Origin of the sequence: Brevundimonas sp. UBA4553 (assembly GCF_002387245.1) — a bacterium.
Lineage (GTDB): Bacteria > Pseudomonadota > Alphaproteobacteria > Caulobacterales > Caulobacteraceae > Brevundimonas.
This window is the reverse complement of the sequence record NZ_DGLD01000019.1, coordinates 12,190-37,320: the sequence shown is the minus strand read 5'-3', so window position 1 is coordinate 37,320 and position 25,131 is coordinate 12,190. Positions and strand designations below refer to the sequence as shown.

The following is a 25,131-nucleotide window of genomic DNA, read 5'->3' as shown; positions in this document are numbered from 1 at the left end:
TCCGCCGCCGCCCAGATACCAAGCCCGATAAGTGCTTAGAAGTTCGCCGTAACGCCGAAGAAGACGTAGCGACCCATCGCATTATACAGCTGCGGGTAGGTGTTGTTGTTACCGGTGGTGCCGACCGAGTAGGACAGCGGCGGATCGGTGTCGAAGACGTTGTTCACGCCGACGCGGACGTTCACGTTGTCACGAGCTTGCCAGGTCGCCGCCAGGTCGAAGTAGTTGATGGCGTCGAACTCGCGGTCGATACGGGCCGCCGGCGAGTTGTTCAGGCTTCCGTCGTCGCCCAGGACAGCGATCTCGGAACCACCGTAGTAGCGCCAGGTGCCGGCCAGGTTCAGGCCTTCGATCGGGGTGCCCCAATCGATGCGCGCGCGGTGACGCCATTCCGGGTTCGGAACGCCGCACTGGTTGGCGTAGTAGCCGGCGCAGTCATACTTCGAGTTGTCGAAGCCCAGACCCGTGTCGGTCTCGAGCGACTGCAGCCAGGTGCCGACCATGGTGAAGCCGAGCGTGCCGGCGCTGTCCCAACCGAAATCGGCCAGGTCCATACGGTAGTTGGCCGCCACGTCCAGGCCCGACGTCGAGAGACCACCGATGTTGGTGTTCAGGTCGACCACGTTGCCGGTGCCGATCCACAGTTGTCCGTTCGAGTTACGCTGGATGTTCGAGCAAGCCGCCGCCAGACCGGCCGTGTAGCAGGCGTCCAGCGAGTTCTGCGCGCCGATCGACGAGATCAGGTTGTCGATCTGGATGTCGAAGTAGTCGAGCGTCAGGTTGAAGCCCGGCAGGAACTCCGGCGTGAAGACGACGCCGAGGGTCAGGGTGTCGGACTCTTCCGGCGTCAGTGCGGTGTTGCCGCCCTGCAGGAAGTTATACTGACCCGCCGGGCTGGAGATGCCCGTGCTGGTCGCCTGAGCCAAGGTCACTTGCCACGGATTGGTGCCGATGCAGGCCGCGTCGCCAGCGTAGCTGGCGGCCACGTTCTTGTCGCAGGGGTCGGCGTCCAGGTCGAACAGGTTGAAGCCTTGCGCCGTGAACAGTTCGATCACGTTCGGCGCACGCACGGCGCGCTGGGCGCTGGCGCGGAAGCGAACCGAGGGAACCGGCGCCCAGTCGCCGCCGATCTTCCAGGAATCCGTGCCGCCGCCGAGGTCATACTCGGAATGACGGTAGGCCAGATCGATCGACAGCTGGTCGGCGAAGGCCATGCCTTCAGCGATCGGGATCTGGGCTTCGGCGAAGACGTCGTAGACCTGGTTTGCACCGTTCAGACCCAGCGTCGGGCCGCCTTGACCGGCGCCGTCGCCGCTCGTGAACGACACGTCGGGCGTCAGATCGAGCGCGTCACGACGATACTCGACGCCGAACGCCGCCTGAACACCGCGCGTGGCCCAGGGCGACTTGACGCCATAGGTTCCGAGGTCGGCGGTCAGCGAGCCGGACACGACTTGCTGGGTGGTCCAGCCCGTCGCCAGAAGCGGCACTTGCAGGTAATCCAGAGCTTCCTGCGTGACGCCTCCCGAGCGGAAGATGTTGTAGGGCACGCAGTCGGCGTCGATGCCGGCGACAACCGACGAACAGACGGGCTGGCCGGTGACCGGATCCGTCACAACGTCCAGAGCCCGCGCCAGGCGCGTGTTCGAGAACTCGTTGCGATAGATGTTGGTGTACTGGGCGCGGGAATACTGCGCCGTCAGGTCGTAGCTCCAGGCCTCGTTCAGGTCGCCGCGGGCGCCGATGACGCCGCGGTAGGACTGGAAGCGGATGTCCGACTGACGTCCGCCGCCTTCGACGTTACGACGGCCGATATACATGTCCTTGGCCGCGCCGGAGGTGATGTCCGCAGCGCTACAGCCGATCGCCCCGCGTTGTTGAGCCGACAGCAGCGGGTTGTTGCATCGGATGGTCGAGCTCCCGTCCGTCGTGCGGAAGCCGTCTGCAAACTCGCCGAAGAAGTTACCCGACGGCGCGATCTGCGCGATGGTCGAGTAGTCGCTGAACATCAGCTGGGTGTAGAGCTCGATCTTGTCATTGACATCATAATGACCGAAGGCGCCCAGCGTGTAACGCTCATCAGGACGTTGGTAGTAGTTCAGCGGGCCGAAGTTGTAGGCGTCACGCGCACCAACGTAAGGAATGAAGTTGCCGGCGTCGTCAACCGTATAGGTGTAGCTGCCGAAGTTCGTGAACTGGCCGGGGAACGAGGTGCCCGAACCGGCGCAGGCGAAATCGTTCGGTGTGGCGGCGGCAGGCGCGCCGAGCGAGCAGGACGAGTAGTCGTAGTCGCGGCCCAGAACCTTGTTGTTCTTGCGATAGCCGGCGTAGGCGGTGATGTTGCCGCGATCATCCGGGGTGCTGACACCCATCAGGATGTTGACTTCGCGGCTGAAGCCGGTGGTGACGTTGTCGTCGGGCAGCTTGAACTGCGACGGGTTGGTCGCCGCGCGAGCCGCGACGACGTTCCGGACGTTGCCGACGCCGTCATAGTCGTTGTTGTGCTGGTTGAAGCCGTACTGGGCGTCGATTTCGATGCCCTCGAAATCGCGGCGCATGATGAAGTTGACGACGCCGGCGATGGCGTCCGAACCGTAAACGGCCGAGGCGCCGCCCGTCAGCACTTCCACCCGCTCGACCATTTGGCCGGGGATCTGGTTAAGGTCGGCGGCGTCGTCCAGCGGCGAGCCGTAGCCCATGCGCTTGCCGTCGATCAGCACCAGGGTGCGCGACGAGCCAAGGTTACGCAGCGACACGGTCGCGGTGCCGGAGGCGCCGTTCGACACGGTCGAGTTCTGCGCGGCGAAGGCTTGCGGCAGTTGCGTCACTAGGTCTTCGACCCGGGTCACGCCCTGGACGTCGATGTCCTCGCCCGTGACCTGGGTCACCGGGCTGGTGGTGGTCAGGTTGGGCTGACGAATGCGCGAGCCCGTGACGACGACGTCTTCAACCTGGCTGGCCTGATCCGCCGGGGCCGGAGCCGTCGGCGCGGTCTGCGCCATGGCGGGCGCAGCGAAGCCAGCCAGCGCAAGGCCGGCGATCATCGTGGTGGCCAAAAGGCGTTCACGTTTAATGGTCAATTTCAGAACCCTCTCCTGAAGATAGGCGACAAAGCAAAGGATGCTCCCCGCGCCCCCGCCCTAAATCCTGGGGTGGCCAATTCTCGATTCGACCACCAATCCGCCCTTCGATTACGCTGTAGCGTCCGATTTGCGCCACGAAATTACTGCCTGTCACGATAATGCCGTCCCATATGTCGCAAAGTAGACACGGTTTATCGCGCATCCGATCGAGGCAAACTTGCCCCATTTATGACGCTATTGCTGTAGTCGATATCCCTGCACGGGCGCATATGGGGAACGATATTGGCGTAGGTCGGAGCAATTTCGGCGACTTCACTTCTTCGATACCGATGTTATTTACGATGTGAGCCCACGCCGTCGGGCGATCCGCGCAACATTCCTCGGGCGCCGATCCGCGCCCCGCGCGCTCGACCCCGCGACGGCGTGCCCAGTCCCGGCGACCAAGCGGAGCAGTAAAAGCGTTGCGGTTCAACGCCTGAGCGGCTTTGGCGAATGGCCACGCGGCTGACGGCAGCCTGAGCGTCAGGCGGACAGGGACGCCCTAGAACAACCGCCCAGATCCAAGGCGACGCTCTGACCGTCAGCGGATCCCCTGCCCTGCAGGCGTTCCATCAAGGCCGCTCCCGCGCGCCTCGCCCGGTAACGCCCTCGGCCCGAATCTGCGCGAATCCGGAAAAGCTCGCAACCGTTCAACGCCGTGACTGCGATCGGAAGGGGTTCGCTAGACCCAGTAGTTCCAAAGAAATGGAAATTTCCGCCTGAAGTATCCTTCAGGTTGCTACAGTCGTGCGCGGATGGCGTCCTGAACGCCTCGTGCGTCATAGGCGTCGGCGCGATCCGGGCGTTGCCCGCGCCCCATCACGATCTCCAGCGTGGTGGAGGTCGGCTGTGGGCCGCTGAGGTCGAAGCCAAGCCCGACGCCGACGCCTGACGCGCTGTAGCCGCCGTAGCGGCTGGAGCCCGCGCCTATGGAGACGCTGGGGCGGACGCCCCCGGCGCTGTCCGGCCGGCCGTCCAGCCACCGCTGCGTCACCTCGAACCAGTCATAGCCTTCGTCGACGGTCAGTTGCGCCGCGCGGAACAGGGCCCGGTCCGCAACGGGTCCGGGCGCGCCGACGCCGTTGTAGGTCACGCGGAAACGATTGGATTCAATGCGCTGCTCGCTAAACCCCTGCCCTCTTCCCGCCTGCTGCGGCCCATAGGGGGCCAGGCTGGCGCAGGCGGTCAGGGCCAGCGCCGAAACCGCGATCAGGCTGAAGGTCAGGCGTTTCATGCAGCGATCTCCCTTTGCTCGCATAGCGTCGAGCCAAGCAGGATGTTCCGCCATGAAGCTGAACGGCCGCTGAACCGCCTAAAGGCCCGCCGCCTCCCGCAAGGCCGCAAAGTCCGCAGGCGGTGCCGCCTCCAGCGTCACGCGCTCGCCGCCCTCAGGATGCGGGAAGGACAGTTTGGCCGCGTGCAGCATCAGACGAGCCGCGCCGCGTCCGGCGAAAGTCAAAGCCCCGCCGTAACGCACATCGCCGACCAGAGGACGGCCGATAGAGGCCATGTGGACCCGCAGCTGGTGCATCCGCCCTGTCTCGGGCGACAGTTCCACCAGAGCGCCGTCCTCGCTGGCCGCCAGGGTGCGATAGCCGCTGACGGCCCCTTGCGCGCCCGGCGTGTCGAACTCGACCACCCGCATATAGCTCTCGCGGCCGATCTCTTCGCGGCGCAGGGCGGCGGTGATGCGGCCTGACTTCGGCTCAGGGGCTGCGGACACCAGGGCCAGATAGGTCTTCTGGAAGCGGCGCATCTGCATGGCCTTGCCCAGAAAGCCAGCCGCCGGCTTGGTCTTGGCCGCCAGGATGACGCCCGAGGTGTCGCGGTCCAGCCTGTGCACCAGTTCCGGCCGCTTGCCGTTCGAGCGCGCGAAGGCCCACAGCAGGTCGTCCAGCGTATGGGCCTGGATACGGCCGCCCTGGCTCGACAGACCCGAGGGCTTGTTGAAGGCGATGATGTGCGCGTCCTCGTGGATGACCCACGAACGGACGGCGGCGATGTCTTCTTCGGTCAGGGAAGCGGGCTGGCGGGTTTTCACCCGCCGAGCCTTTAGCGGAGGACGCCCTTCTTCGCCATGGTCCAGGCGTACCAGGCCAGGAATGCAGCAATCAGGGTGATGACGTAGGGCATCCACTGCATCATCGCCAACTCCGGCGGCAGAGCCGGCGGCGGGTTGATCATCTTGGAATAGATCAGGCTGACCACCGCCCCGATCAGCGACAGACCAAAGGCGTGGACTGCGAAGCGGCTGCGCGCCAGCAGCAACAGCGACCCGATCACCGCCCCCCAGACGCCCAGGGTCCATGGCGCATACATCCACGCGGGCATGGCGTTGTAGTAGGCGATCATCTCATCGCCGAAGCCGGATTCACGCATATAGGCTTCGCCGCGCGTCGTGGTCTGGATGAAGTCGTACCCGCCGAAGCCGTTCCACAGCAGCGACAGCACGCCCACCAGCCACAGGTGCCAGGGCGTCGGCGCTCGCCTTGCAATATCGGTCATGTTTCCCTCCCCAGGTTGCCGATGGAGGAGAGGCTAAGCCCGAACGGCCATGCTTAACAATGAACAGCGATAAGACAGCGCGCCCGCTGCATGGCCAAGGGACGTCTAGCCTTCCCTTTGCGCCCGCTCCCGCAACGCCGCCCAGCGTTCCAGCCGCGCCTTGACCTTCTCCTCGTGGCCCTCGCCCTTGGGCTTGTAGAAGGTGCGGCGTTCCATCTCGTCGGGGAAGAAGTCAGCGCCGGAGAAGCCCTCTGGCGTGTCCGGGTCGTACTGGTAGCCCTTGCCGTAGCCGAGCTGCTTCATCAGCTTGGTCGGGGCGTTGCGGATATGGGCCGGCGGCATCAGGGAGCCGGTTTCGTGCGCCGCTCTCTTGGCCGCCTTGAAGGCCTCATAGACCCCGACTGACTTGGGCGCCGTGGCCAGATGGACCACCGCCTGGGCCAGAGCCAGTTCGCCCTCGGGCGATCCCAGGAAGTCGTAGGTGTCCTTGGCGGCGTTGGCGACCAGGATGGACAGGGGGTCGGCCTGGCCGATGTCCTCGACCGCCATGCGCACGATCCGTCGCGCCAGATAGAGCGGGTCCTCGCCCCCGTTCAGCATCCGCGCCAGCCAGTAGAGCGCCGCATCCGGATCCGATCCTCGCACCGACTTATGCAGGGCCGAGATGAGGTTATAGTGCTCCTCGCGCGACTTGTCGTAGGCGGGCGCCCGCTTCTGCAACACGCCGGCCAGCGCCTGAACGTCCAGCGGTTCGCCTTCGGGCAGGTCGAACAGCACCTCCGACATGGTCAGCAGATAGCGCCCGTCGCCGTCGGCCAGGGCCAGCATGGCCTGACGCGCCTCAGCCGTCAGCGGCAAGGGCCGCTCCATCAAGGCCGCCGCCCGGTCGAGCAACTGGTCCAGCGCCCCATCGTCCAGTCGCTTCAGCACATAGACCTGGCTGCGGGACAGCAGCGCCCCGTTCAGTTCGAAGCTAGGATTCTCGGTCGTGGCCCCGACTAAGGTGACGATCCCCTCCTCCACGAAGGGCAGGAAGCCGTCCTGCTGGGCGCGGTTGAAGCGGTGGATCTCGTCCACGAACAACAGGGTCTGCTGCCCCGCAGCCCGACGCATCCGCGCGGCCTCGAACGCCTTCTTCAGGTCGGCGACGCCGGAAAAGACAGCGCTAATGGACTGATATTCATAACCCGCGGCCTTGGCCAGCAACCGGGCGATTGTGGTCTTGCCGGTCCCAGGCGGCCCCCACAGGATCATGGAGCCCAGACGCCCGGCCTCGACCATGCGGCGGATCGGTCCGCCCTCGCCCAGCAGGTGGTCCTGCCCCACGACCTGATCCAGCGTCTGCGGGCGCAGACGGTCGGCCAGGGGCGCGTCGGGAGGATGGATGCCGGAGGCTTCGAACAGATCACTCATGGAACAGCCTAGATAGGCGTTCGTTCAGTCGAACACACGCACTACTATCGGCGCGAACGGAGGAACCATGTCCGAATCCCAGCCGAACCAGGGCCCGACCGGCGGCCTCACGCCTCATCTGACCATACCGTCGCGCGGCGGCGCGGCGGCTATCGAGTTCTACGGCCGGGCCTTCGGCGCCGAAGAGGTCCTGCGGATGCCCGCCGAAGACGGCGAGCGCCTGATGCACGCCCACCTCAAGATCAATTGCGCCAGCCTGATGCTGGCCGACGAGTTCCCCGAATGGTCTGGCGAGGCCGACATCACCCCCAGAGGCGTCACCCTCCATCTCCAGGTCGACGATCCCGACGAATGGTGGACCCGCGCCCTGGTGGCCGGCGCCGTCCCGGTCATGCCGCTGGAAGATCAGTTCTGGGGCGACCGTTACGGCCAGGTCCGCGACCCCTTCGGCCACACCTGGTCCATCGGCGGGCCGAAGAAGGAATAAGGCCATGTCCGATCCCGCCTATCCCCCGCTCAGCCCCTATCTGATGGTCAAGCGCGGGGCCGAGGCCATGGACTGGTACGTCCGCGCTTTCGGCGCCGAGGTGGTCGAGCGCTACGACATGGAGGACGGCCGCCTGGGCCACGCCACCCTCGGCCTGAACGGCGGCTCGCTGATGTTGTCGGACGAATTCCCCGAACTGGCCGACATCGTCGGCACGGCCTCGCCCGAGACGCTTGGCGGCACGACCTGTTCAGTGAACCTGTCGGTGGACGACGTGGACCGCTGGTTCGACCGGGCCATCCAAGCCGGCGCCGCCGCCCTGCGACCGCCTGCTGACGAGTTCTACGGTCGCCACGCCAAGCTGCGCGATCCCTTCGGCCACGTCTGGTCGATCATCAGCGCCGCCAGGGGCGCCTAGCGCGCTTCTGCGTCCAGCCGCGTCTGCAACCGCCCTCGCGCCCGGTCCGCATAGGCGCGACAGGCTGACGGATCGAGGAAGGGGTTGGGCGTCGCGCCCGCCTGCAAGGCCGCGATCTTGACGTCGCCGCCCGAGTTGTCGGGATGGGCCGAGATCAGCAGGTCGCAGGGCAAGGCCTCCACCCGGTCGATCGAAGCGCGCAGCGTCGCCGTCACCTCGGGGTGCGCCGTATAGGTGAAGGTCCCGTTCGCCACGGCGTTGAGGCTGGAGGCGAACACCACGTCCACGCAGGTCTCGCCTTCGCACGTCTTCCAGGTCCAGCTGACGCTGCCCGGCGTGTGGCCCGGCGTGAAAACCGCCGTCACCACCGTATCGCCCAGACGCACCGTCTCCCCGTCGCCGATACCGCGAGCATTGGGGACCGGCGGATGCTCGGGGATGTTCGCAGCCTGCGGGTCATGGGCGTCGACCCGACCGGTCCGCAGGGCGGCGGCGCCGATGGGACTGGTGATCACCTCCGCCCCGCTGTCGCGCGCCAGCGCGGCCAGCCCGCCCGAATGATCGTAGTGCGCCTCGGTGTTCAGGATGTAGCGGATGTCTTCCACCCGAAATCCCAGCCGACGAATGCTCGCCTCCGTGGCCGCCACGGTTTGCGGCAGGGCGCCGTCGATCAGGATCAGGCCGTCGTCCGTGTCGATCAGCACCAGGCTGAGACCACCCGTCCCGACGAAGTAGGTGTCGCCGTAGAGCCTCAGAGGCGCCTGCGGCTTCACCCAGTCCGCGTTCCCCGGGATCGGCTGCGTCAGGGGATCGTCATGGGCGGTGCCCCCGCTGGCGGACATCATGAAAAGCGCGACGGCGAGGGGCAAGAAGATCATCCCGCCATTCCGCACGCCCCATCCCCGGACGCAAGCCGCGCTACCCCGAACAGCCCAGCTATCCCCAGCCGCGTCTTCCGATGGCTTACGGCAACCGTCCCGTCAGACGGCGACCGCCGCGCAGAATGGTCAACTCGGTGCCGCGCTGCGCCCGACCGAGAGCCGCCACCGACGTCGGCGGACGACCGTCCACTTGCGCGATCAGATCATTGGGGCGCAGACCGATGCGCGCGGCCAGACTGTTGCGCTGCACCCCTGTCACGACCACGCCGCTGGTGAAGGGATCTCCGCCCAGGCGGTCGGCCAGCGCCGGGTTCAGCGCCACGCCCTGCAATCCCGCCAGCGCGCCCTGCCCCACGGTCGTGCCCTGACCGGGATCAGCCTCGCCGGGCAGGGCTGAGACGCGGGCGTTGAGCGTCTGGGTGCGCCCATCGCGCAGGATGGTCACGGCTACCGTGTCATTGGGCGACTTGGTGCCGACGCGGAAGTTCAGGCCGCCCTGGTCGTTGATCTCCGCTCCGTCGACGGCCGTGATGACGTCGCCTTCTTCCAGGCCGGCGCGCGCGCCGGGTCCCTGCGGATAGACCTCGGTGATGATCAGGCCCTGCGGCCGCGACAGGCCCAGGCTGCGGGCGATGTCGGCGCTGACCGTGTCGCCCTTCACGCCCAGCCAGGGCCGCACCACGGCCTTGGCCCCGCCGATGGCAGAATCCACCACCCGCTTCACCATGGTCGCCGGTACGGCGAAGCCCACGCCGCTTGAGGAGCCGGTGCGGGAAAAGATGGCCGTGTTGATGCCGATCAGGTCGCCGTCCATGTCGACCAGCGCCCCGCCCGAGTTGCCGGGGTTGATGGCCGCGTCGGTCTGGATGAAGGAGCCGGAATCGCTGATCCCCGTCTCGGTGCGGTTCACCGCCGAGATGATGCCGTTGGTCACCGTCTGGCCGACCCCGAACGGATTGCCGATGGCCAGAACCAGATCGCCGACCTGCTGTTCTTCCTGATCGTCGATGCGCAGGGCGGGCAGCGCCCCCTCGACGCCCTCCAGTTGCAGCACCGCGATGTCGGAGCGGGAATCCGCCAGCAGCACCCTGGCCGCGAACTCGCGCCGATCATTCAGCGTGACGCGGATCTGCTGCATGTTTTCGATGACGTGGTTGTTGGTCACCACCACCCCGTCGGACCGCACGATGACGCCCGAGCCGATCGAGCCGGTCACCCGCGACTGCGGTCCGCCGCCGAACATCTCGAAGAAGGGATCGCGCACCTGCTGCACGCCGCGCGCCGAGATATTGACCACGGCGGGCGCCGCCTCGCGCACCACGGGGGCGAAGCTGGACTTCATCGCCCCGGCGTCGCGCGGGGCCTGACGCGGCTGCTCGGCGAAGACGCCTTCCTGCGCCTTGGACGGTTGCGGCTGGCCGCAGGCGGACAGCATCAGGGCGGCGGCGATGGCCAGTCTGGACGTCTTCATCGGGTCCGGTCTCGTTCGGAAGGCTGAATTAACAAGGCATTGCGCAACGGGTTTGAGACAGGATCAAGGCCAACGGCCAAGCCTGACGCCCGCCCGCGATCAAACGACCGTGACCTCTTCCCGTTCCGCGCGCCGTGCGGTGATCCAGCCGATCAGCGCGGCCAGGGCCAGAACGACGGCCGCCAGATAGAAGGCCAGCCCCGGATTGGGCGCCCACATCCCCTGCTCCACCGATTCCGAATAGACCCAGCCGAAGAAGAGGGGCGACGCCACCCCGGCGATGGAGGCGACGCTCATGTTCGCGCCCTGCAACTGGCCCTGCTCGCTCTCGCTGACGCGCCGGGTCATCAGGGACTGCAGCGTCGGCATGGCCAGTCCCCACAGGGCGTTGGGCAACATGGCGATGATGAAGGCGACGCCCGTAGGCGCCCAGCCCATCAGGGCGATGCCTATCGTGCCGCCGCACAGGCCCAGGATCATGGTCATCCGGTCGCCCAGCCGCTTCGACACCGGTCCGACCAGAAGACCCTGAACGATCATGTCGAGCACCCCGACCAGCGCCAGCAGCATCCCCACCTGCCACGGCCCCCAGTCGTATCTCAGCCCGGCATAGAGGACGAAGACCGCCGAAAACACATGATGGGCGAAGTAGAGCAGGAAGTTCACGATCGCGAGGCCGGCCAGCTCGGCGTGACGCCTCAGCAGCATCATGGCCCCGACGGGGTTGGCCCGGCCCCAGCTGAACCTCATCCGCTTCTCCGGCGCCAGGCTCTCGGGCAGGATGAACAGGCCATAGAGGAAGGCCACGCCCGACAGGCCGCCCGCCACCCAGAACGGCACGCGCGGGCCGAACTCGCCCAGGAAGCCGCCCAGAACCGGCCCCAGCACGAAGCCGCCCGAAAAAGCCGCCCCGATCAGGCCATAGGCCCGCGCCCGCTTCTCCGGCTCGGTGATATCGGCCATGTAGGCGTAGATGGTCGTGAAGCTGGACGAGGTGACGCCCGCGATCAGCCGACCGACCGCCAGCCACCACAGGTTCGGCGCCAGCGCCATCAGCACATAGTCGGCCGCCAGCCCAGCGCAGCTGATCAGGATCACCGGCCGCCGCCCATACTGGTCAGACAGCGAGCCGATCACGGGCGAAGCCAGGAACTGCATCCCCGCCCATAGGGCCACGAAAACGCCGTTCAGCAGCCCCGCCCGCGCGTTCGAGCCGACGAACTCCTCGATCAGGTGCGGCAGGACCGGAATGACGATCCCCATGGCCACGATGTCCAGCACCGCCGTCACAAGGATAAAGGCGATCGCCGCGCGGCGGACCTTGGGATGATGCAGGGACATGGAGCGCCGATCTGTTGGACGGGTGTTCTAGACCGCGCCCCCTCTCCCGTCATCCCGGAAGCCCACAGGGCTATCCGGGACCACAAATGGCGCCGTCAGCGGGTCGTCACCGGCAGGGTGTCCTCCGCCCGCCCGTCGCCGCGCGGCGCGTCCACGCCCAACAGACGCGCCAGGAAGGGTTGAACGTCCACGCTGTCCAGATCGGCCAGACGCCGTCCCTGAATCACGCCCGGCCCATGCGCGATGAAGATGGCCGCCATCTCCGGCGCGAAGTTGTCATAGCCGTGCGCCCCGCCCGGCTTGGTCACCGGCCGCGCCCTGGTCGTGAAGCTCCAGCCCGGCTCCGAGGCGCAGACAATGGCCGAGACGCGCGGGTTGGAGCCCAGCACGAACCGCGCCGGAATCTCGCTCTTTCTCCAGCAGTCCAGATGCGGGCGCGAGCCCAGCAGGGCCGCCTCGACCTCGGCCTCGCGCCCCGCCACCGGGTTCAGGAAGGTCACCGCCCCGGAATAGACGATCTGGATCGCCGCCGGGTCAATCAGATCGTCAATCCACGTCACTCGCTCCGGCGAGGTCGCGGCCATGCCGTGATCCGACACGACCACCAGCACGGTGCGCTCATAAAGACCCCGCGCCTTCAGGCCCTCGACCAGGCGGCCGATCGAAGCGTCCACCGAGCGTATGGCCTCGGCGGTCTCGGGCGCGTCAGGACCGTTGTGGTGACCCTGGGTGTCGACGATGTCGAAGTAGAGGGTGGTCAGCTGCGGCCGCTGGTCCGCCGGCAGGTCCATCCATTCCAGCACCCGGTCCACGCGTGCATCGCCCGGCATCCCCTGATCAAAGGGAGTCCAGTAGGACGGCCGCACGCCGCGAATGTCGGCTTCCGAGCCGGGCCAGAACATCGTCGCCGTCTTTACCCCGGCCTTCTCGGCCGAGACCCAGATCGGTTCACCCTGATCCCACCAGCGTCGGTCCGTCACGGCCTGCTTGTTGCCCAGGCTGAAGCGGCCCAGTTCGGCGTCGATCATGTTGTTGCCGACGATGCCATGGTGGTCGGGATGCAATCCCGTCACCAGCGTATAGTGATTGGGGAAGGTCACGCTGGGGAAGGACGGCCGCATCGACCCCGTCGCCCCTTCGCTCGCCAGTCGCGACAGGTTGGGCGTGACGCCCCGGTCCAGATAGTCGGCGCGGAACCCGTCGATGGAGACCAGCATGACCAGCGGCCGTTCGGCAGTCTGCGGCTCAGGGGCGACGACAGGCGTGGTGGCGCAGGCGGTCAGCAGCAGGGCCAGACACAGGCCCGCGACGCGAGAAAACATGGGAACTCCGAAGCGACTTCGGGAAGATTGCCTAAGCTTAATCTGCGACAGCAAGAAGACGGCTTGTCGGCTTATCCCCATCGGGCCAAGCTCGACCGCATGACCGCTGTTATCGAAACGACCGGCCTGACCAAGACCTATGGCGCCGTGCGCGCCCTGGACGGGCTGAGCCTCTCCATCCCGCGCGGCGGGGTCTATGGCGTGCTGGGGCCAAACGGGGCCGGCAAGTCCACCCTGTTCCGCATCCTGCTGGGCCTGATCCGGCCGACGGCGGGCGAGGTCCGCGTCCTGGGCCAGCACGCGGGCGATCCCGCCGTGATGCGTCGCATCGGCTCCATGATCGAGACGCCGCGCTTCCCGCCCTACATGACCGCGCGCCAGGTGCTGAACTGGCTCGCTCTCGCCCACGGCATGGGACAGGACGCCGCCATCGACGCCTGGCTGGACCGCGTCGGCCTGACCGAAGCGGCCAACCGCCGCGTGCGCGGCTTCTCGGTCGGCATGTTGCAGCGCCTCGGCGTCGCCGCCGCCCTGATGACCAAACCGGACCTCGTCATCCTTGATGAGCCGACCAGCGGCATGGACCCGCCCGGCATTCAGGAGATGCGCGCCCTGATCCGCAGCCTGGCCGACGACGACGGCGTGACCATCATCCTGGCCAGCCACCAGCTGCTCGAGGTCCAACGAGTCTGCGACCGGGTCGCCATCTTCAATCGCGGCACACTGGCCGCCGAGGGCAAGGTCAGCGAACTGACCGCCTCCGGCGAACGCCTGCGCCTGTCGGCCACGCCTCTGGCCAGGATCATGGGCGTGCTGGGCGACCGGGCGACGCTGGACGGCGACGCCGTTCTGGCCGCCATTCCCCGCGCCGAGGCCCCCGCCCTGCTGCGCGCCCTGATCGAACAGGGCGTGGACATCGACGAGGCCCGCTGGGTCGGCGCCGATCTGGAAAGCGTCTTCATGGCCGAGACCGGTCCGGCGCGCACCCCTGCTCAGGTCCGGGAGGCCCTCCATGCTGGCTGACGCCATCCGTTCCGAAGCCTATCGCCTGCTCCAGAACCGCACCGCGGTCTTCTGGAGCGTCTTCTTCGTGCCGATCATGGGCCTGGCGCTGTCCATCGTCGGGCTCCTGGTCGTCAAGTCGAAGGCGGCGCAGATCAGCGGAGGCCAACTGCCGCCCGAGCTGTCGCTGGGCGGCCCGCTGGATCTGGGTCAGGCCATCGCCAACAGCGCCGGCGACCTGGCCAACCCCGCCATCCTCGCCTTCCTGCTGATCGGCGCCGCCACGCTCTACGCCGGCGACTATCGCTGGGAGACCTGGCGTCTGATCAGCGCCCGCAACAGCCGCCCCAACCTGCTGCTGGGCAAGGTCGGCGTGCTGAAGCTGCTGGCCCTCGTCGCCATGGTGGTCCTGCTGCTGACCGGCGCTGTCTCCGAGGTCATCAAGGCGGCCATCTTCGACCGCCCCCTGACCTTCACCTTCGGCGCCGCCGAAGCGGGCCAGTTCGGTCTGCTGTTCCTGCTGTCCTTCGTGCGCGTGGTTCAGTTCCTGATGATCAGCCTGCTGGCCGCCACCGTCACGCGATCGCTGCTGGCGGCGCTCTTCATCCCCGTGGTGCTCGGCGTCGCCCAGTTCTTCCTCGGCGGTCCGTTCGCGCCTTTGCTGGGGCTTGAGCCCGGCGACTGGTTGACCCAACTGCTGCTGCCCGGGACGGCGTTCGAGGCGCTCAAGGCCCTGGTCAACGGCGGCATGGACGCGTCCACCCTGCCCGATGGCATCGCCGTAAAGGCGATCACCAGCCTGACCCTATGGACCCTGCTTCCCTTGGCCGCGGCTATCGCTTGGTTCAGCCGTCAGGATCTATCGAAGGAGTAGCGGCTACAGCCGCTTCTCCATCCACACGTCGGCGCGCGCGTAGGGCGTCGGCTGCGGCGGCAGATGCACGAATCCGAAGCGGGCGTAGAGAGCCAGCGCCGGCCCCAGGGTCGAGCTGGTCTCCAGATAGAGCCGGTGCGCCCCCACCGCCCGCGCCCTCGCCTCACAGGCCTCCAGGAGGCGCATCGCCAGCCCGCCGCCCCGCGCCTCGGGACTGATGGTCATCTTGGCGACTTCAAAGCCCAGCCCGTCATCCATGGCCATCAGGGCGCAGCAGCCTGCCGCCGTTCCGTCTTCGCGCTCGACGATGAATATGTGTCCGCCCTGGCTCAGGACCTGCCCTTCCGGGTCACCCAGAACCTTCCGATCCTTGTCCTCGATGCGGAAGCCGCCCTCGTGGAGCCAGGCTTCATTCAAAGCCTGCCAGGCAGCGCGATGCTCCGGGCGATAGCCGACGATACGGTACAGTGGTTCGCTCATGGGTCGTCTATGGCGCCGGATGGCGCCGGCGAGAATAGCCCTGCCCAAGCTCGGTTCAGATCGACGGCAGCGGCCATCCCTCTCGCGCCCTCGCCACGGCGAGAGACAGATCTGGAGCCGCGCCCCCTGCTGATCGGCAGCCCTCGGTCACTTCATCGGTCACAGCCCAGGTATCCTCGTCTTCGAGAATGGTTTTGAGTTCGAGCGGCCAATCGACCTCGCGCCCGTCCAGGTCCCACGGGCGGGGCACAAGAGCCCTCGACGCCCCCGCTTCCGCGTCGGGACGGGCTCGAACACAGGCGAAGGCTTCGAACCTCCACCGCGCCAATCCGGTCAGCGACATCCTGCGCCGCTCCGCTGCAGGAAAGGCGAAGTCCCCCGCCAACTGCACCAGACAGCGACCGCCCAGGGCGCCACGTCGTCGATAGAGATCAGCTCGGATTTGTTGATCTGAAGGCCAGGCCCCGCTCTTGTCTCGGCGCACATGCCGGATACAGGGACCGGCATCGCTGGCGGCCCATTGCGCCGAAAAGGTCTGAGGTCCGCCGGTCAGCCTGCGATCCACCTCCTGAAGCGCCATGTCGCCCAGGACCAAAGGGACGAAGGGCGCTGCAACGGCATAGGCCCACCAGGGCGATCGGGGCGCCTGCCGCACCTCCAGCGCCGTGACGCGTCCCGCAGCGATACAGGCGGGTTCAAACGTCGTCGCGCAGACCCACGGCCCGGCCGTGACCGCACCGCCGAGGTCAAGAACCTGCCCTTGGTCGGTGACGGCTCGTCCCGCCTCCCCCTTTGCCAACGGCCTCCAGCACGCGCTCCGACGAAGGCCGATCAAGATGGGAGAGCTTCATCGGGCTGCACGCCGCCAGAAGGACCAGGCCGACTATGGCCGCCGCAAGACTTCTAAGCACCGCGCGCTCCCTTAGACCGGCGAACGCTAGCCGGAGCCGCGAGGGCGGCCAAATGAAAAGGGCGGCTGGATTGCTCCAGCCGCCCCTTCAATGTCTCGGTCGAAAAAGCGGATTACGCTTCGTCGCCTTCGATCGCGTAGACCGGACCGGAGTCCAGGCCCTTGGCGGCGGTGTCGCGGTCGACGAACTCGATCACGGCCATCGCGGCGTTGTCGCCGTGACGGAAGCCGGCCTTCATGATGCGGATGTAACCACCCGAACGCTCGGCGTAGCGCGGGCCGATCGTTTCGAACAGCTTGCCGACTTGCGGCACGTCGCGGACGGCGCTGATGGCCTGACGACGAGCGTGCAGGTCGCCCTTCTTGGCGAGGGTGACCAGCTTCTCAACGAAGGGACGCAGTTCCTTCGCCTTCGGCAGGGTGGTCGTGATCTGCTCGTGCTTGATCAGCGAGGCGGCCATGTTGGCGAACATGGCTTGGCGGTGGCTGACCGTACGGCCGAGCTTGCGGTAAGCGGCGCCGTGGCGCATCGGGGTCTCTCCTACTCAACCCTGGTTTCCGGCCTTAACTAAAGGGGCGGGACCTGGGGCCTTGTTCTTCTAACCGCCCCATCCGCGTCCCGAAGGGCGCTGGGCGGAGGGTTGATGATCAGATCTGGTCGTCGAACTTCTTGGCCAGATCTTCGATGTTTTCGGGCGGCCAGTTCGGCACGTCCATGCCGAGCGACAGGCCCATCGTCGCGAGAACTTCCTTGATCTCGTTCAGCGACTTGCGGCCGAAGTTCGGGGTGCGAAGCATTTCGCCCTCGGTCTTCTGGATCAGGTCGCCAATGTAGACGATGTTGTCGTTCTTCAGGCAGTTCGCCGAGCGGACCGACAGCTCCAGTTCGTCGACCTTCTTGAGCAGGGCCGGGTTGAAGGGCAGGTCGGGCTTGCCGTCCGTGGCCTCAACAGCCTTGGTCGGCTCGTCGAAGGTGATGAAGATCTGCAGCTGGTCTTGCAGGATGCGGGCGGCGTAGGCCACCGCGTCAACCGGCGAAACCGCGCCGTTGGTTTCCACTTCCAGGATCAGCTTGTCGTAATCCATCGACTGACCCTGACGGGTCGGCTCGACGCGATAGGCGACGCGCTTGACCGGCGAATACAGGGCATCAACCGAAATCAGGCCGATGGGCGCATCTTCCGGACGGTTCAGTTCGGCGGCGACATAGCCCTTGCCGTTCTGGACGGTCAGTTCCATGCGGACCGACGCGCCGTCGTCCAGCGTGCAGATGACGTGCTCGGGGTTCAGAACCTCGATGTCGGCCGGAGCCTCGATCTGGCCAGCCGTGACGACGCCGGGGCCCGTGGCGCGCAGGGTCATGCGCTTGGGGCCTTCGGCGTGCATGCGCAGCGCCAGTTGCTTGATGTTCAGGACGATATCGACCACGTCCTCGCGCACGCCTTCCAGCGACGAGAATTCGTGAACAACGCCGTCGATCTGGATGGCCGTGACGGCCGCGCCTTGCAGCGACGACAGCAGAACGCGACGAAGCGCGTTGCCGAGCGTCACACCGAAACCACGCTCGAGGGGCTCAGCGACCAGACGCGCCTTGCGCAGCGGGTCGGAGCCGCCCTCGACTTGCGGCTTCTCGGGACGGATCAGCTCTTGCCAGTTTCTTTCGATCATAGAGTCCCTCGAACGGATTTCGTCGGCTCCGGCCTTGTCGACGAGGCCATGGTGGAGCCGACGGAGATTGGGGGTGCCTGTTAACGCAGTCGCGATTAGACGCGGCGACGCTTGGGCGGACGGCAACCATTGTGCGGCATCGGGGTGACGTCGCGGATGGTCGTGATCGTCAGGCCGATGGACTGCAGGGCGCGAAGCGCCGACTCACGGCCGGAACCCGGACCCGAGACGTTGACTTCCAGCGTCTTGACGCCGTGTTCCTGAGCCTTCTTGCCCGCGTCTTCACCCGCCATCTGAGCGGCGTACGGGGTCGACTTACGCGAACCCTTGAAGCCCATGTGACCGGCCGAAGACCAGGAAATCGCGTTCCCCTGGGCGTCCGTGATCGTGATCATGGTGTTGTTGAAAGAGGCGTTCACGTGAGCGACGCCCGACGTGATGTTCTTGCGCTCGCGCTTCTTTACGCGACCCGGTTCCTTGGCCATCGATCAGCCCTCTCTTACTTCTTCTTGCCGGCGATCGGCTTGGCCGGACCCTTGCGGGTACGGGCGTTGGTGTGCGTGCGCTGGCCGCGGACCGGCAGGCCCTTGCGGTGACGCAGGCCGCGGTAGCAGGCCAGGTCCATCAGACGCTTGATGTTCATCGAGGTTTCGCGACGCAGGTCGCCTTCGACGGTGTGGTCCTTGTCGATCGTTTCACGGATCTGCAGGACTTCTGCATCGGTCAGTTGGTTCACGCGACGCGCCGGCTCGATGCCGACCTTCGCGGTGATTTCCTTGGCCGCGTGCGCGCCGATGCCATGGATGTACTGAAGCGCGATTTCGACGCGCTTGTTGGTCGGAATGTTGACGCCAGCGATACGGGCCACGAGAATCTCCAGATACGCTTAAACAGACGCGGAAACCGCTCCGGTCAACAGACCAGGAGCGTGTGCGCCCTTCGCGGAAGCGGCCCTTATACAGGGGATTCTGCGGGCGTCAATGCCACCCGCCCGCGACGCCCGCCGGGTCGGTCGGCGACGCGGGGAAGCCGACCGCAATGGTCTGGCGATAGCGGTCGCGTGAGCGACCGACGCGCGTCGGCGCTCTGTAGCGAAACTCCTCGGACTTCCTGAGGGCCGCTGCGCCGACGCCTGAACCGGCAGGATGTTCGTGCTTGACGCGACAGTCCTCCAGTCGATCACGACCGACCCTGATATAGCATTGAAGCACGGCGTAGGGCCCCGGAAGACCCGCCAGCGATGCGCCGGAGACATTGGCCGTCATGACCGCGCCACGCGGACCGCTGATCAGCACCGGCCCCGCCCCTCGCCCTGAACCCGATCCCGGACCGTCGCCGGCGCCCGTCCCCTGCCCCCTGCCGCTTCCCTCGCCGCCGTGCCCCGATGCCGGCGCAACACTCGGCACGATCGCCGGCCCTATCGCCAGCTCGGGAACCGGCGTCGGGATTGGCGGCGCGATCAGTTCCACGGGATCGGGCGGAGGAGCCGGCACAGGATGAACTCGTGACGCCGCCGCCGGCGCGCCGCCCCCCGCCCTGTCTTCTTCAACTCCGTCGCCTGGGGGCGGAGCCCGCATCATCAGCACGTCGAACACCGGGGGCATCACGGAGTCCGGCGGAAAATCCGGCCGGGCGATCACCAGAGCCGCGATCATGGCCGCGTGCGCGAGGGCGACAGCCGACGTCAGGGCCAGGCGACGTCGGCGGTCCGTCCCTGCCGACGTCGCCCCATGCCGCACCGCCCCTGCCTGCATCGCCATATGCAACGGCTCGTCCTCCGGCTACTCAAGGATAACGTCGAAATCCGAGCATAATGCGCCACTTTGACAACGGTGCAAGGCGCCGTCGCCCGCAACAGGTCACGGCCAGAGCACGACGACGGGAACCTCCTGGCCCTCCACTGCCACGCCGTCGCGCGTCGGCGGTTGAAACCGGAAGTAGCCCGACGCCTCGAGCGCCGCCCGGCCAAAGCCCATGCCAGGCGGACTCTCATCAACGACGCGGCAATCCTCCAGCCGCGTATCGAGGCGAATGCGGCAGGACAGGGTAGCGCGCCCGCCCAACCTCTGGCGGAAGGCCGCCGGGGGGTGCAGTCGACGCAACTCCTCCATCGTGGGTCCGCGCAGCAGGCGGAAGCGGCCTTCGCCGGCCCCGCGCCCTGCCCCGGTTCCGATCCCGCCGCCGACGCCCGCGCCCTGTCCGCCCTGACCGGCGCCCGTCGTGGCGGACGGCGTCGGAGCCGCGCCGATCACAAGGGGCTGCACAGGCGCCGGGCTGGGCGGCGCTGTGATCTCGACGGGCGGTTGCTGGGTACGAGGTCGGGCCGGGCGCACGACCGAGGGGGCGGACGGCGCGCCGCCGCCGGCTGCTGCGGACGGCGTCCGCAAGGGTGGCGGAGGAGGCGGCGGTGGCGGCGCGGGTTCCGGCCGCACCAGGTCGATGATGATCGGCGTCGGTGACGGGCTGTAGGCCTGATCGGTCCGCACCTGGCCCAGCAATATGAAAAGCCCGATGTGGACCACGCCGACCAGACCGGCGACGCCCAAACGCGCCAGCGCGTTGCGGCGCGTCGTCAGTCCATCGGTCAAGGGCGTCTCCTGAATGCGGTCGTCCGAACTCTAACGCCCGAACGCCGCTTCAGATCAGGGCCGGTTCAGGCCAGGGCCGCGTCGATCGCCGTGGCGACGGCGGCGATATCGCCCATGCCGTCGATCTCCGTCAGCTTGCCCTGGGCTTCATAATAGGGAAGCAGCGGCGCCGTCTGGGCGTTGTAGACCCCAAGGCGGTCCTTGAAGGTTTCCGGATTGTCGTCCGGCCGTCCCTGCTCGGCGAAGCGCTTGGCGATCCGGTCGGTCAGGGCGGCGTCGTCGACCTTCAGGCGGACGACGCGATCGATCTGGGCGCCGCGCTTGGCCAGCATGGCGTCCAGGGCTTCGGCCTGGGCCACGTTACGCGGAAAACCGTCGAAGATGGCGCCGCCGGCGGCCTCGGCCTCCGGCAAGCGATCCTCGATCAGGGCGATGACGATCTCGTCGGTGACGAGGTCGCCGCGCGCCAGCACGTCCTTGACCTTGAGGCCGAGGTCCGAGCCAGAGGCGATCGCCGCGCGCAGCATGTCGCCGGTCGAGAGCTGGATCATGCCCCGCTCCTCGACCAGACGCTTGGCCTGCGTACCCTTGCCGGCCGCGGGCGGCCCGAACAGGATCAGGTTCATCGTACGGGCTCCCCTACCCGAGCTTTAGCGCCGGGCGGGGGCGGCGCCGCCCCGACCGCCGCGACCACGCAGCTTGGCCTTCTTGATCAGACCTTCGTACTGGTGCGCCAGCAGTTGGGACTGGATCTGGGCGACAGTGTCCATCGTAACCGAGACGACGATCAAGATAGACGTTCCGCCAAAGTAGAGGCTGTTGCCGAGGCTGCTGACCAGGAACTCCGGCAGCAGGCAGACCGCAGTGATGTAGGCCGCGCCGATGACCGTCAGGCGGGTCAGCACATAGTCCAGATACTCGGCCGTGCGCTTGCCCGGACGGATCCCCGGCAGGAAGCCGCCGTACTTGCGCAGGTTCTCGGCCGTATCCTCGGGGTTGAACGTGATCGAGGTGTAGAAGAAGCAGAAGAAGACGATCAGCACCGCGTACAGGATCATGAACAGCGGCTGGCCGTGGGTCAGCTGCGCCGTCACCATCGGCAGCCAGCTCATCCACTCCGGCAGATTGGCCTGGGCGGTGAAGGTGGCCACCGTCGTCGGCAGCATCAGCAGCGACGAGGCGAAGATCGCCGGGATGACGCCGGCGGTGTTGACCTTCAGCGGCAGGAACGAACGTTCGCCCCCCGTCATGCGGTTGCCTTCCTGGCGCTTCGGATACTGGATCAGAAGGCGACGCTGGGCGCGCTCCATGAAGACGATGAAGACGATCACGGCGACCGCCATGATGGCGATGAACAGCAGGGTGAAGACCGACATCTGACCCTGCTGGGCCAGACCCAGCAGACGCGCCACGGTCGACGGCAGAACCGCCACGATGCCCGCGAAGATGATCAGCGAGATGCCGTTGCCGACCCCGCGCGCCGTCACCTGCTCGCCCAGCCACATCAGGAACATGGTGCCGCCGGTCAGGGTCGTGACCGTCGAAATCATGAAGAAGATCCCGGGGCTGTCGATCAGACCGGCCTGGGCGTTGAGGCCCGCCGCGATGCCGAAGGACTGCGCCAGGGCCAGGAACACCGTCAGATAGCGGGTGTACTGGTTCAGCTGCTTGCGGCCGCTTTCGCCGCCTTCCTTCTTCAGCTTCTCCCAGGGCGGGTAAACCGCGCCCATCAGTTGCACGATGATCGAGGCCGAGATGTACGGCATCACGTTCAACGCGAAGACGGCCATACGCTCGACCGCGCCGCCCGAGAACATGTTGAACATGTCCAGGATGCCGCGCTGGCCATCAGGGTTCTGGAAGAAGGCCAGGAAGGCCTCGGAATTGATGCCCGGAATCGGAACATAGGTGCCGATCCGATAGACCAGCAGCGCGCCCAGCGTGAACAGCAGGCGTTTGTGCAGCTCGGTCGCTTTCGCGAACGAGCCCATGTTCATATTGGCGGCGAGTTGTTCAGCGGCCGAAGCCATTAGGCGGTCCCCACGACTATGCCCGTCGTCAGATAGGCGGAAAGCGGCCGTCTTGCGAGGGCCGCTTTCATGAATTTCGTCATCCCGGTGCGGACAATCCCGGCGAACGCCGCATCAGCAACGCTCGCACGGGATGACGATATCGATTTAGGCCTTGGCCGCGGCGCGCTTGGCGCGAGCCGAAACCTTGTTGGCGTCGCCCAGCGGAGCCTTGGCGGCCGGAGCCTTGCCCTTGGCGGCGTTGCGCTTCTCGACACGAGCAGCGGCCTTGGCTTCAGCGGCGATGCGCTGTTGCTCGACCGAGCCGCCGGCGGCTTCGATGGCCTTGACGGCGCCGGCCGAGGCCGACCACACGACCAGGTTCAGCTTGGCCTTCAGTTCGCCTTCGCCCAGCACGCGCACGCCGTCCTTGACGCGGCGGATCACGCCGGCGGCCACCAGGGCGGCGCCGTTGATCTCAGCCTTGGCGTCTAGCTTGCCGGCGTCGATGGCTTCCTGCACGCGCCACAGGTTCACTTCGGCCAGCTTCAGAGCGTTGGCGTTGTTGAAGCCGCGCTTCGGCATACGCATGTACAGCGGCATTTGACCGCCTTCGAAGCCGCCGATGGCGACGCCCGAACGCGACTTCTGACCCTTGACGCCGCGACCGGCGGTCTTGCCCTTGCCCGAACCCGGGCCGCGGCCGACGCGCATACGCTTCTTGTGGGCGCCTTCGTTGTCGCGAATTTCGTTCAGTTTCATGTGCCTGATCCTTTCGGGTGCTAGCGCCAGGTCGATCACGAACGATCAGGCCTGACTCGGCGTTGGAAAAATTGAAGGCCGCTTCTAGGCGGCCCGTCGCAGCATCGCAAGATGCTTCTTCAAAGAGAAACGCCCTCCCCCGGATCGGGAGAGGGCGTGTCGTCTTACTTTTCGACCACTTCGACCATGTGGGCGACCTTGGCGATCATCCCACGGACCGAGGGGGTGTCTTCCAGCGTCGACTCGCGGCCGATGCGGTTCAGACCCAGGCCCGACAGAGTGGCGCGCTGATCAGCCTTGCGGCGGATCGGGCTGGCCGTCTGGCGAACCGTGACGGTGGCTTTTTCGTTCTTGGCCATGTCTATCAGCCCTCGACTGCTTCAGGCGCCGAGGCGCCGTCGTTGCGGCGGCCCATCAGGTCAGCGACCTTCTTGCCACGCTTTGCAGCAACCTGACGCGGCGACGATTGAACCTTCAGAGCTTCGAAGGTCGCGCGGATCATGTTGTAGGGGTTCGACGAACCGGTCGACTTGCCGACGACGTCCTGGACGCCGAGGGTTTCGAGGACCGCACGCATCGGACCGCCAGCGATGACGCCGGTGCCGGGAGGGGCAGCGCGCATCATGATCTTGCCGGCGCCCCAACGGCCGTTGCCGTCGTGGTGCAGGGTGCGGTTCTCACGAAGAGGAACGCGGATCATGGTCTTCTTGGCTTCTTCAGTCGCCTTGCGGATGGCTTCCGGCACTTCACGCGCCTTGCCATGACCGAAGCCGACCCGGCCCTTGCCGTCGCCCACAACCATCAGGGCTGCGAACGAGAAACGACGGCCGCCCTTAACGGTGGCGGCGACGCGGTTGATGTGCACCAGCTTCTCGACGATGTCCGAGTCCGGACCGTCGACAACGGGAGCGTTACGGTCGCGGCGGTCGCGGTTCTGACCACCTTGTCCGCGTTGGGGTTCACGAGCCATGCTTCTCGATCCCTTAGAAGTTCAGGCCGGCTTCACGCGCGGCCTCCGCCAGCGCCTTGACGCGGCCGTGATAGATGTAGCCACCGCGGTCGAAGACGACGTCGGAGACGCCCTTCTCCTTGGCGCGCTCGGCGATCAGCTTGCCGATGGCAGCTGCAGCGGCGACGTCCGAACCCTTGGAACCCTTGCCGCCTTCCAGCGACGAGGCGGCGACCACCGTGACGCCCTGGGCGTCGTCGATGATCTGGGCCGAGATGTTCTTGTCCGAACGGAAGACCGACAGACGCAGACGGCCGTTGGCCACCGACTTGAGGCGACGACGGTTGCGTTCGGCGCGGCGCTTGGCTTGTTGTTGCAGAGAAAGAGCCATGACTTACTTCTTCTTGCCTTCCTTGCGCCGGACGGTTTCGCCCTGATAGCGCACGCCCTTGCCCTTGTAGGGTTCCGGCGGACGCAGCTTGCGAATGACGGCGGCGATTTCACCGACGACCTGCTTGTCGTTGCCCGAGATCTTGATCTCGGTCTGCTTCGGCACGACGAAGGTGATGCCGGCCGGCGGCGCGATGTCGACTTCATGCGAGAAGCCGAGTTGCAGCGACAGAGCCTGGCCCTTCAGGGCGGCGCGGTAACCCACGCCGACCAGTTCCAGGGTCTTCTCGAAGCCTTCGGTCACGCCGGTGACCATGTTGTCGACCAGGGTGCGCGACAGACCCCACATCGCGCGACCGCGCTGGGTGTCGGTGCGAAGAGCCAGCGACAGCCCCTCTTCGCCCTGGGTGACTTCGATTTCTTCGGCCACGGTCCAGGAGCGTTCGCCCTTGGGACCCTTGACCGAGACGGTTTGGCCGTCGAGCGTGACAGTCACGCCCTTCGGCACAGCGATGGTTTTCTTGCCAATACGGGACATA

Annotated in this window: 26 protein-coding genes and 1 pseudogene; 4 read left to right on the top strand and 23 right to left on the bottom strand. The window is 66.6% G+C overall.

Features of this window, described 5'->3' with window-relative positions:
• Positions 1–35: 35 nt before the first annotated feature.
• The 5 genes from B4A39_RS12560 to B4A39_RS12540 form a co-directional block, all read right to left on the bottom strand.
• Positions 36–3,080 (bottom strand): TonB-dependent receptor plug domain-containing protein, encoded by a 3,045-nt coding sequence (locus B4A39_RS12560; RefSeq protein WP_292036886.1) that lies wholly within the window; start codon positions 3,078–3,080, stop codon positions 36–38.
• 781 nt (positions 3,081–3,861) lie between these two features.
• Positions 3,862–4,356 carry a CC0125/CC1285 family lipoprotein gene (locus B4A39_RS12555; RefSeq protein WP_292036885.1) on the bottom strand — a complete coding sequence of 165 codons (495 nt, stop codon included), beginning with the start codon at positions 4,354–4,356 and terminating at the stop codon, positions 3,862–3,864.
• A 78-nt stretch (positions 4,357–4,434) separates the two neighbouring features.
• On the bottom strand, positions 4,435–5,163 hold the full coding sequence (locus B4A39_RS12550; protein WP_292036884.1) for an RluA family pseudouridine synthase: 729 nt from the start codon (positions 5,161–5,163) through the stop codon (positions 4,435–4,437).
• Between the two features lie 11 nt (positions 5,164–5,174).
• Positions 5,175–5,627, bottom strand: a complete 453-nt coding sequence (locus tag B4A39_RS12545; RefSeq protein ID WP_292036883.1) for a hypothetical protein — start codon at positions 5,625–5,627, stop codon at positions 5,175–5,177.
• A gap of 105 nt (positions 5,628–5,732) precedes the next feature.
• Complete coding sequence (locus tag B4A39_RS12540) at positions 5,733–7,040, bottom strand: replication-associated recombination protein A (RefSeq protein WP_292036882.1); 1,308 nt, start codon at positions 7,038–7,040, stop codon at positions 5,733–5,735.
• A gap of 67 nt (positions 7,041–7,107) precedes the next feature.
• On the opposite strand from B4A39_RS12540, the gene B4A39_RS12535 reads away from it, so the two are divergent.
• A complete protein-coding gene (locus tag B4A39_RS12535) occupies positions 7,108–7,527 on the top strand; it encodes a VOC family protein (RefSeq protein WP_292036881.1) in 420 nt (139 codons plus the stop codon).
• Between the two features lie 4 nt (positions 7,528–7,531).
• Positions 7,532–7,945, top strand: coding sequence for a VOC family protein (locus B4A39_RS12530; protein WP_292036880.1), 414 nt, complete (start codon positions 7,532–7,534; stop codon positions 7,943–7,945).
• Here B4A39_RS12530 and bla read toward each other — a convergent pair.
• From bla to B4A39_RS12510, 4 genes are all read right to left on the bottom strand, one after another.
• Positions 7,942–8,823, bottom strand: coding sequence for a subclass B3 metallo-beta-lactamase (gene bla, locus B4A39_RS12525; protein WP_292036878.1), 882 nt, complete (start codon positions 8,821–8,823; stop codon positions 7,942–7,944). The two genes, B4A39_RS12530 and bla, sit on opposite strands and share 4 nt — an antisense overlap.
• Before the next feature lie 85 nt (positions 8,824–8,908).
• Complete coding sequence (locus tag B4A39_RS12520; protein ID WP_292036877.1) at positions 8,909–10,297, bottom strand: trypsin-like peptidase domain-containing protein; 1,389 nt, start codon at positions 10,295–10,297, stop codon at positions 8,909–8,911.
• 99 nt (positions 10,298–10,396) lie between these two features.
• Positions 10,397–11,638 (bottom strand): TCR/Tet family MFS transporter, encoded by a 1,242-nt coding sequence (locus B4A39_RS12515; protein WP_292036875.1) that lies wholly within the window; start codon positions 11,636–11,638, stop codon positions 10,397–10,399.
• Between the two features lie 95 nt (positions 11,639–11,733).
• Entirely contained in the window at positions 11,734–12,960 is a 1,227-nt protein-coding gene (locus B4A39_RS12510) for an ectonucleotide pyrophosphatase/phosphodiesterase (RefSeq protein ID WP_292036874.1), read from the bottom strand.
• A gap of 99 nt (positions 12,961–13,059) precedes the next feature.
• Between B4A39_RS12510 and B4A39_RS12505 the strand changes: the two genes are divergently transcribed.
• Together B4A39_RS12505 and B4A39_RS12500 are read left to right on the top strand one after the other, a co-directional pair.
• Positions 13,060–13,983 carry an ABC transporter ATP-binding protein gene (locus B4A39_RS12505; protein ID WP_292036872.1) on the top strand — a complete coding sequence of 308 codons (924 nt, stop codon included), beginning with the start codon at positions 13,060–13,062 and terminating at the stop codon, positions 13,981–13,983.
• Positions 13,973–14,836 (top strand): ABC transporter permease subunit, encoded by an 864-nt coding sequence (locus tag B4A39_RS12500; protein WP_292036871.1) that lies wholly within the window; start codon positions 13,973–13,975, stop codon positions 14,834–14,836. The genes B4A39_RS12505 and B4A39_RS12500 overlap by 11 nt, the downstream gene beginning before the upstream one ends.
• A gap of 3 nt (positions 14,837–14,839) precedes the next feature.
• On the opposite strand, the gene B4A39_RS12495 is transcribed toward B4A39_RS12500, so the two are convergent.
• From B4A39_RS12495 to rplF, 14 genes and pseudogenes are all read right to left on the bottom strand, one after another.
• Entirely contained in the window at positions 14,840–15,316 is a 477-nt protein-coding gene (locus tag B4A39_RS12495; protein WP_292036870.1) for a GNAT family N-acetyltransferase, read from the bottom strand.
• Between the two features lie 1,023 nt (positions 15,317–16,339).
• Entirely contained in the window at positions 16,340–16,756 is a 417-nt protein-coding gene (gene rplQ / locus B4A39_RS12490) for a 50S ribosomal protein L17 (RefSeq protein ID WP_292036869.1), read from the bottom strand.
• 118 nt (positions 16,757–16,874) lie between these two features.
• Positions 16,875–17,894, bottom strand: coding sequence for a DNA-directed RNA polymerase subunit alpha (locus B4A39_RS12485; RefSeq protein ID WP_292036868.1), 1,020 nt, complete (start codon positions 17,892–17,894; stop codon positions 16,875–16,877).
• 95 nt (positions 17,895–17,989) lie between these two features.
• A complete protein-coding gene (rpsK, locus tag B4A39_RS12480) occupies positions 17,990–18,379 on the bottom strand; it encodes a 30S ribosomal protein S11 (RefSeq protein ID WP_292036867.1) in 390 nt (129 codons plus the stop codon).
• A gap of 14 nt (positions 18,380–18,393) precedes the next feature.
• Complete coding sequence (gene rpsM, locus B4A39_RS12475; RefSeq protein WP_114816471.1) at positions 18,394–18,762, bottom strand: 30S ribosomal protein S13; 369 nt, start codon at positions 18,760–18,762, stop codon at positions 18,394–18,396.
• 109 nt (positions 18,763–18,871) lie between these two features.
• Positions 18,872–19,654 carry a hypothetical protein gene (locus B4A39_RS12470; RefSeq protein ID WP_292036865.1) on the bottom strand — a complete coding sequence of 261 codons (783 nt, stop codon included), beginning with the start codon at positions 19,652–19,654 and terminating at the stop codon, positions 18,872–18,874.
• Positions 19,655–19,753: 99 nt separating this feature from the next.
• Positions 19,754–20,482, bottom strand: a complete 729-nt coding sequence (locus tag B4A39_RS12465) for an energy transducer TonB (RefSeq protein ID WP_292036864.1) — start codon at positions 20,480–20,482, stop codon at positions 19,754–19,756.
• 65 nt (positions 20,483–20,547) lie between these two features.
• Positions 20,548–21,108 (bottom strand): adenylate kinase, encoded by a 561-nt coding sequence (locus tag B4A39_RS12460; RefSeq protein WP_292036863.1) that lies wholly within the window; start codon positions 21,106–21,108, stop codon positions 20,548–20,550.
• A gap of 24 nt (positions 21,109–21,132) precedes the next feature.
• Positions 21,133–22,512, bottom strand: a complete 1,380-nt coding sequence (gene secY / locus B4A39_RS12455) for a preprotein translocase subunit SecY (RefSeq protein ID WP_292036862.1) — start codon at positions 22,510–22,512, stop codon at positions 21,133–21,135.
• A gap of 279 nt (positions 22,513–22,791) precedes the next feature.
• Positions 22,792–23,253 (bottom strand): annotated as a pseudogene (gene rplO / locus B4A39_RS12450) (50S ribosomal protein L15); the annotation flags it as partial.
• Positions 23,254–23,417: 164 nt separating this feature from the next.
• Complete coding sequence (gene rpmD / locus B4A39_RS12445) at positions 23,418–23,612, bottom strand: 50S ribosomal protein L30 (protein WP_114818609.1); 195 nt, start codon at positions 23,610–23,612, stop codon at positions 23,418–23,420.
• Between the two features lie 5 nt (positions 23,613–23,617).
• Positions 23,618–24,223, bottom strand: coding sequence for a 30S ribosomal protein S5 (gene rpsE, locus B4A39_RS12440; protein ID WP_292036860.1), 606 nt, complete (start codon positions 24,221–24,223; stop codon positions 23,618–23,620).
• A 13-nt stretch (positions 24,224–24,236) separates the two neighbouring features.
• The gene (rplR, locus tag B4A39_RS12435; protein WP_292036859.1) at positions 24,237–24,593 is read right to left on the bottom strand and encodes a 50S ribosomal protein L18; all 357 of its coding nucleotides are present in this window, start codon (positions 24,591–24,593) and stop codon (positions 24,237–24,239) included.
• Positions 24,594–24,596: 3 nt separating this feature from the next.
• Positions 24,597–25,130 carry a 50S ribosomal protein L6 gene (gene rplF / locus B4A39_RS12430; RefSeq protein ID WP_292036858.1) on the bottom strand — a complete coding sequence of 178 codons (534 nt, stop codon included), beginning with the start codon at positions 25,128–25,130 and terminating at the stop codon, positions 24,597–24,599.
• Position 25,131 lies beyond the last annotated feature (1 nt).

Excerpts from the sequence above, each read along its gene's own strand:
- B4A39_RS12555 (WP_292036885.1), bottom strand. The coding sequence starts at position 4,356 with ATGAAACGCCTGACCTTCAGCCTGATCGCGGTTTCGGCGCTGGCCCTG.
- B4A39_RS12545 (WP_292036883.1), bottom strand. The coding sequence starts at position 5,627 with ATGACCGATATTGCAAGGCGAGCGCCGACGCCCTGGCACCTGTGGCTG.
- B4A39_RS12540 (WP_292036882.1), bottom strand. The coding sequence starts at position 7,040 with ATGAGTGATCTGTTCGAAGCCTCCGGCATCCATCCTCCCGACGCGCCC.
- B4A39_RS12535 (WP_292036881.1), top strand. The coding sequence starts at position 7,108 with ATGTCCGAATCCCAGCCGAACCAGGGCCCGACCGGCGGCCTCACGCCT.
- B4A39_RS12530 (WP_292036880.1), top strand. The coding sequence starts at position 7,532 with ATGTCCGATCCCGCCTATCCCCCGCTCAGCCCCTATCTGATGGTCAAG.
- bla (WP_292036878.1), bottom strand. The coding sequence starts at position 8,823 with ATGATCTTCTTGCCCCTCGCCGTCGCGCTTTTCATGATGTCCGCCAGC.
- B4A39_RS12520 (WP_292036877.1), bottom strand. The coding sequence starts at position 10,297 with ATGAAGACGTCCAGACTGGCCATCGCCGCCGCCCTGATGCTGTCCGCC.
- B4A39_RS12515 (WP_292036875.1), bottom strand. The coding sequence starts at position 11,638 with ATGTCCCTGCATCATCCCAAGGTCCGCCGCGCGGCGATCGCCTTTATC.
- B4A39_RS12510 (WP_292036874.1), bottom strand. The coding sequence starts at position 12,960 with ATGTTTTCTCGCGTCGCGGGCCTGTGTCTGGCCCTGCTGCTGACCGCC.
- B4A39_RS12505 (WP_292036872.1), top strand. The coding sequence starts at position 13,060 with ATGACCGCTGTTATCGAAACGACCGGCCTGACCAAGACCTATGGCGCC.
- B4A39_RS12500 (WP_292036871.1), top strand. The coding sequence starts at position 13,973 with ATGCTGGCTGACGCCATCCGTTCCGAAGCCTATCGCCTGCTCCAGAAC.
- B4A39_RS12495 (WP_292036870.1), bottom strand. The coding sequence starts at position 15,316 with ATGAGCGAACCACTGTACCGTATCGTCGGCTATCGCCCGGAGCATCGC.
- rplQ (WP_292036869.1), bottom strand. The coding sequence starts at position 16,756 with ATGCGCCACGGCGCCGCTTACCGCAAGCTCGGCCGTACGGTCAGCCAC.
- B4A39_RS12485 (WP_292036868.1), bottom strand. The coding sequence starts at position 17,894 with ATGATCGAAAGAAACTGGCAAGAGCTGATCCGTCCCGAGAAGCCGCAA.
- rpsK (WP_292036867.1), bottom strand. The coding sequence starts at position 18,379 with ATGGCCAAGGAACCGGGTCGCGTAAAGAAGCGCGAGCGCAAGAACATC.
- B4A39_RS12470 (WP_292036865.1), bottom strand. The coding sequence starts at position 19,654 with ATGGCGATGCAGGCAGGGGCGGTGCGGCATGGGGCGACGTCGGCAGGG.
- B4A39_RS12460 (WP_292036863.1), bottom strand. The coding sequence starts at position 21,108 with ATGAACCTGATCCTGTTCGGGCCGCCCGCGGCCGGCAAGGGTACGCAG.
- secY (WP_292036862.1), bottom strand. The coding sequence starts at position 22,512 with ATGGCTTCGGCCGCTGAACAACTCGCCGCCAATATGAACATGGGCTCG.
- rpmD (WP_114818609.1), bottom strand. The coding sequence starts at position 23,612 with ATGGCCAAGAACGAAAAAGCCACCGTCACGGTTCGCCAGACGGCCAGC.
- rpsE (WP_292036860.1), bottom strand. The coding sequence starts at position 24,223 with ATGGCTCGTGAACCCCAACGCGGACAAGGTGGTCAGAACCGCGACCGC.
- rplR (WP_292036859.1), bottom strand. The coding sequence starts at position 24,593 with ATGGCTCTTTCTCTGCAACAACAAGCCAAGCGCCGCGCCGAACGCAAC.
- rplF (WP_292036858.1), bottom strand. The coding sequence starts at position 25,130 with ATGTCCCGTATTGGCAAGAAAACCATCGCTGTGCCGAAGGGCGTGACT.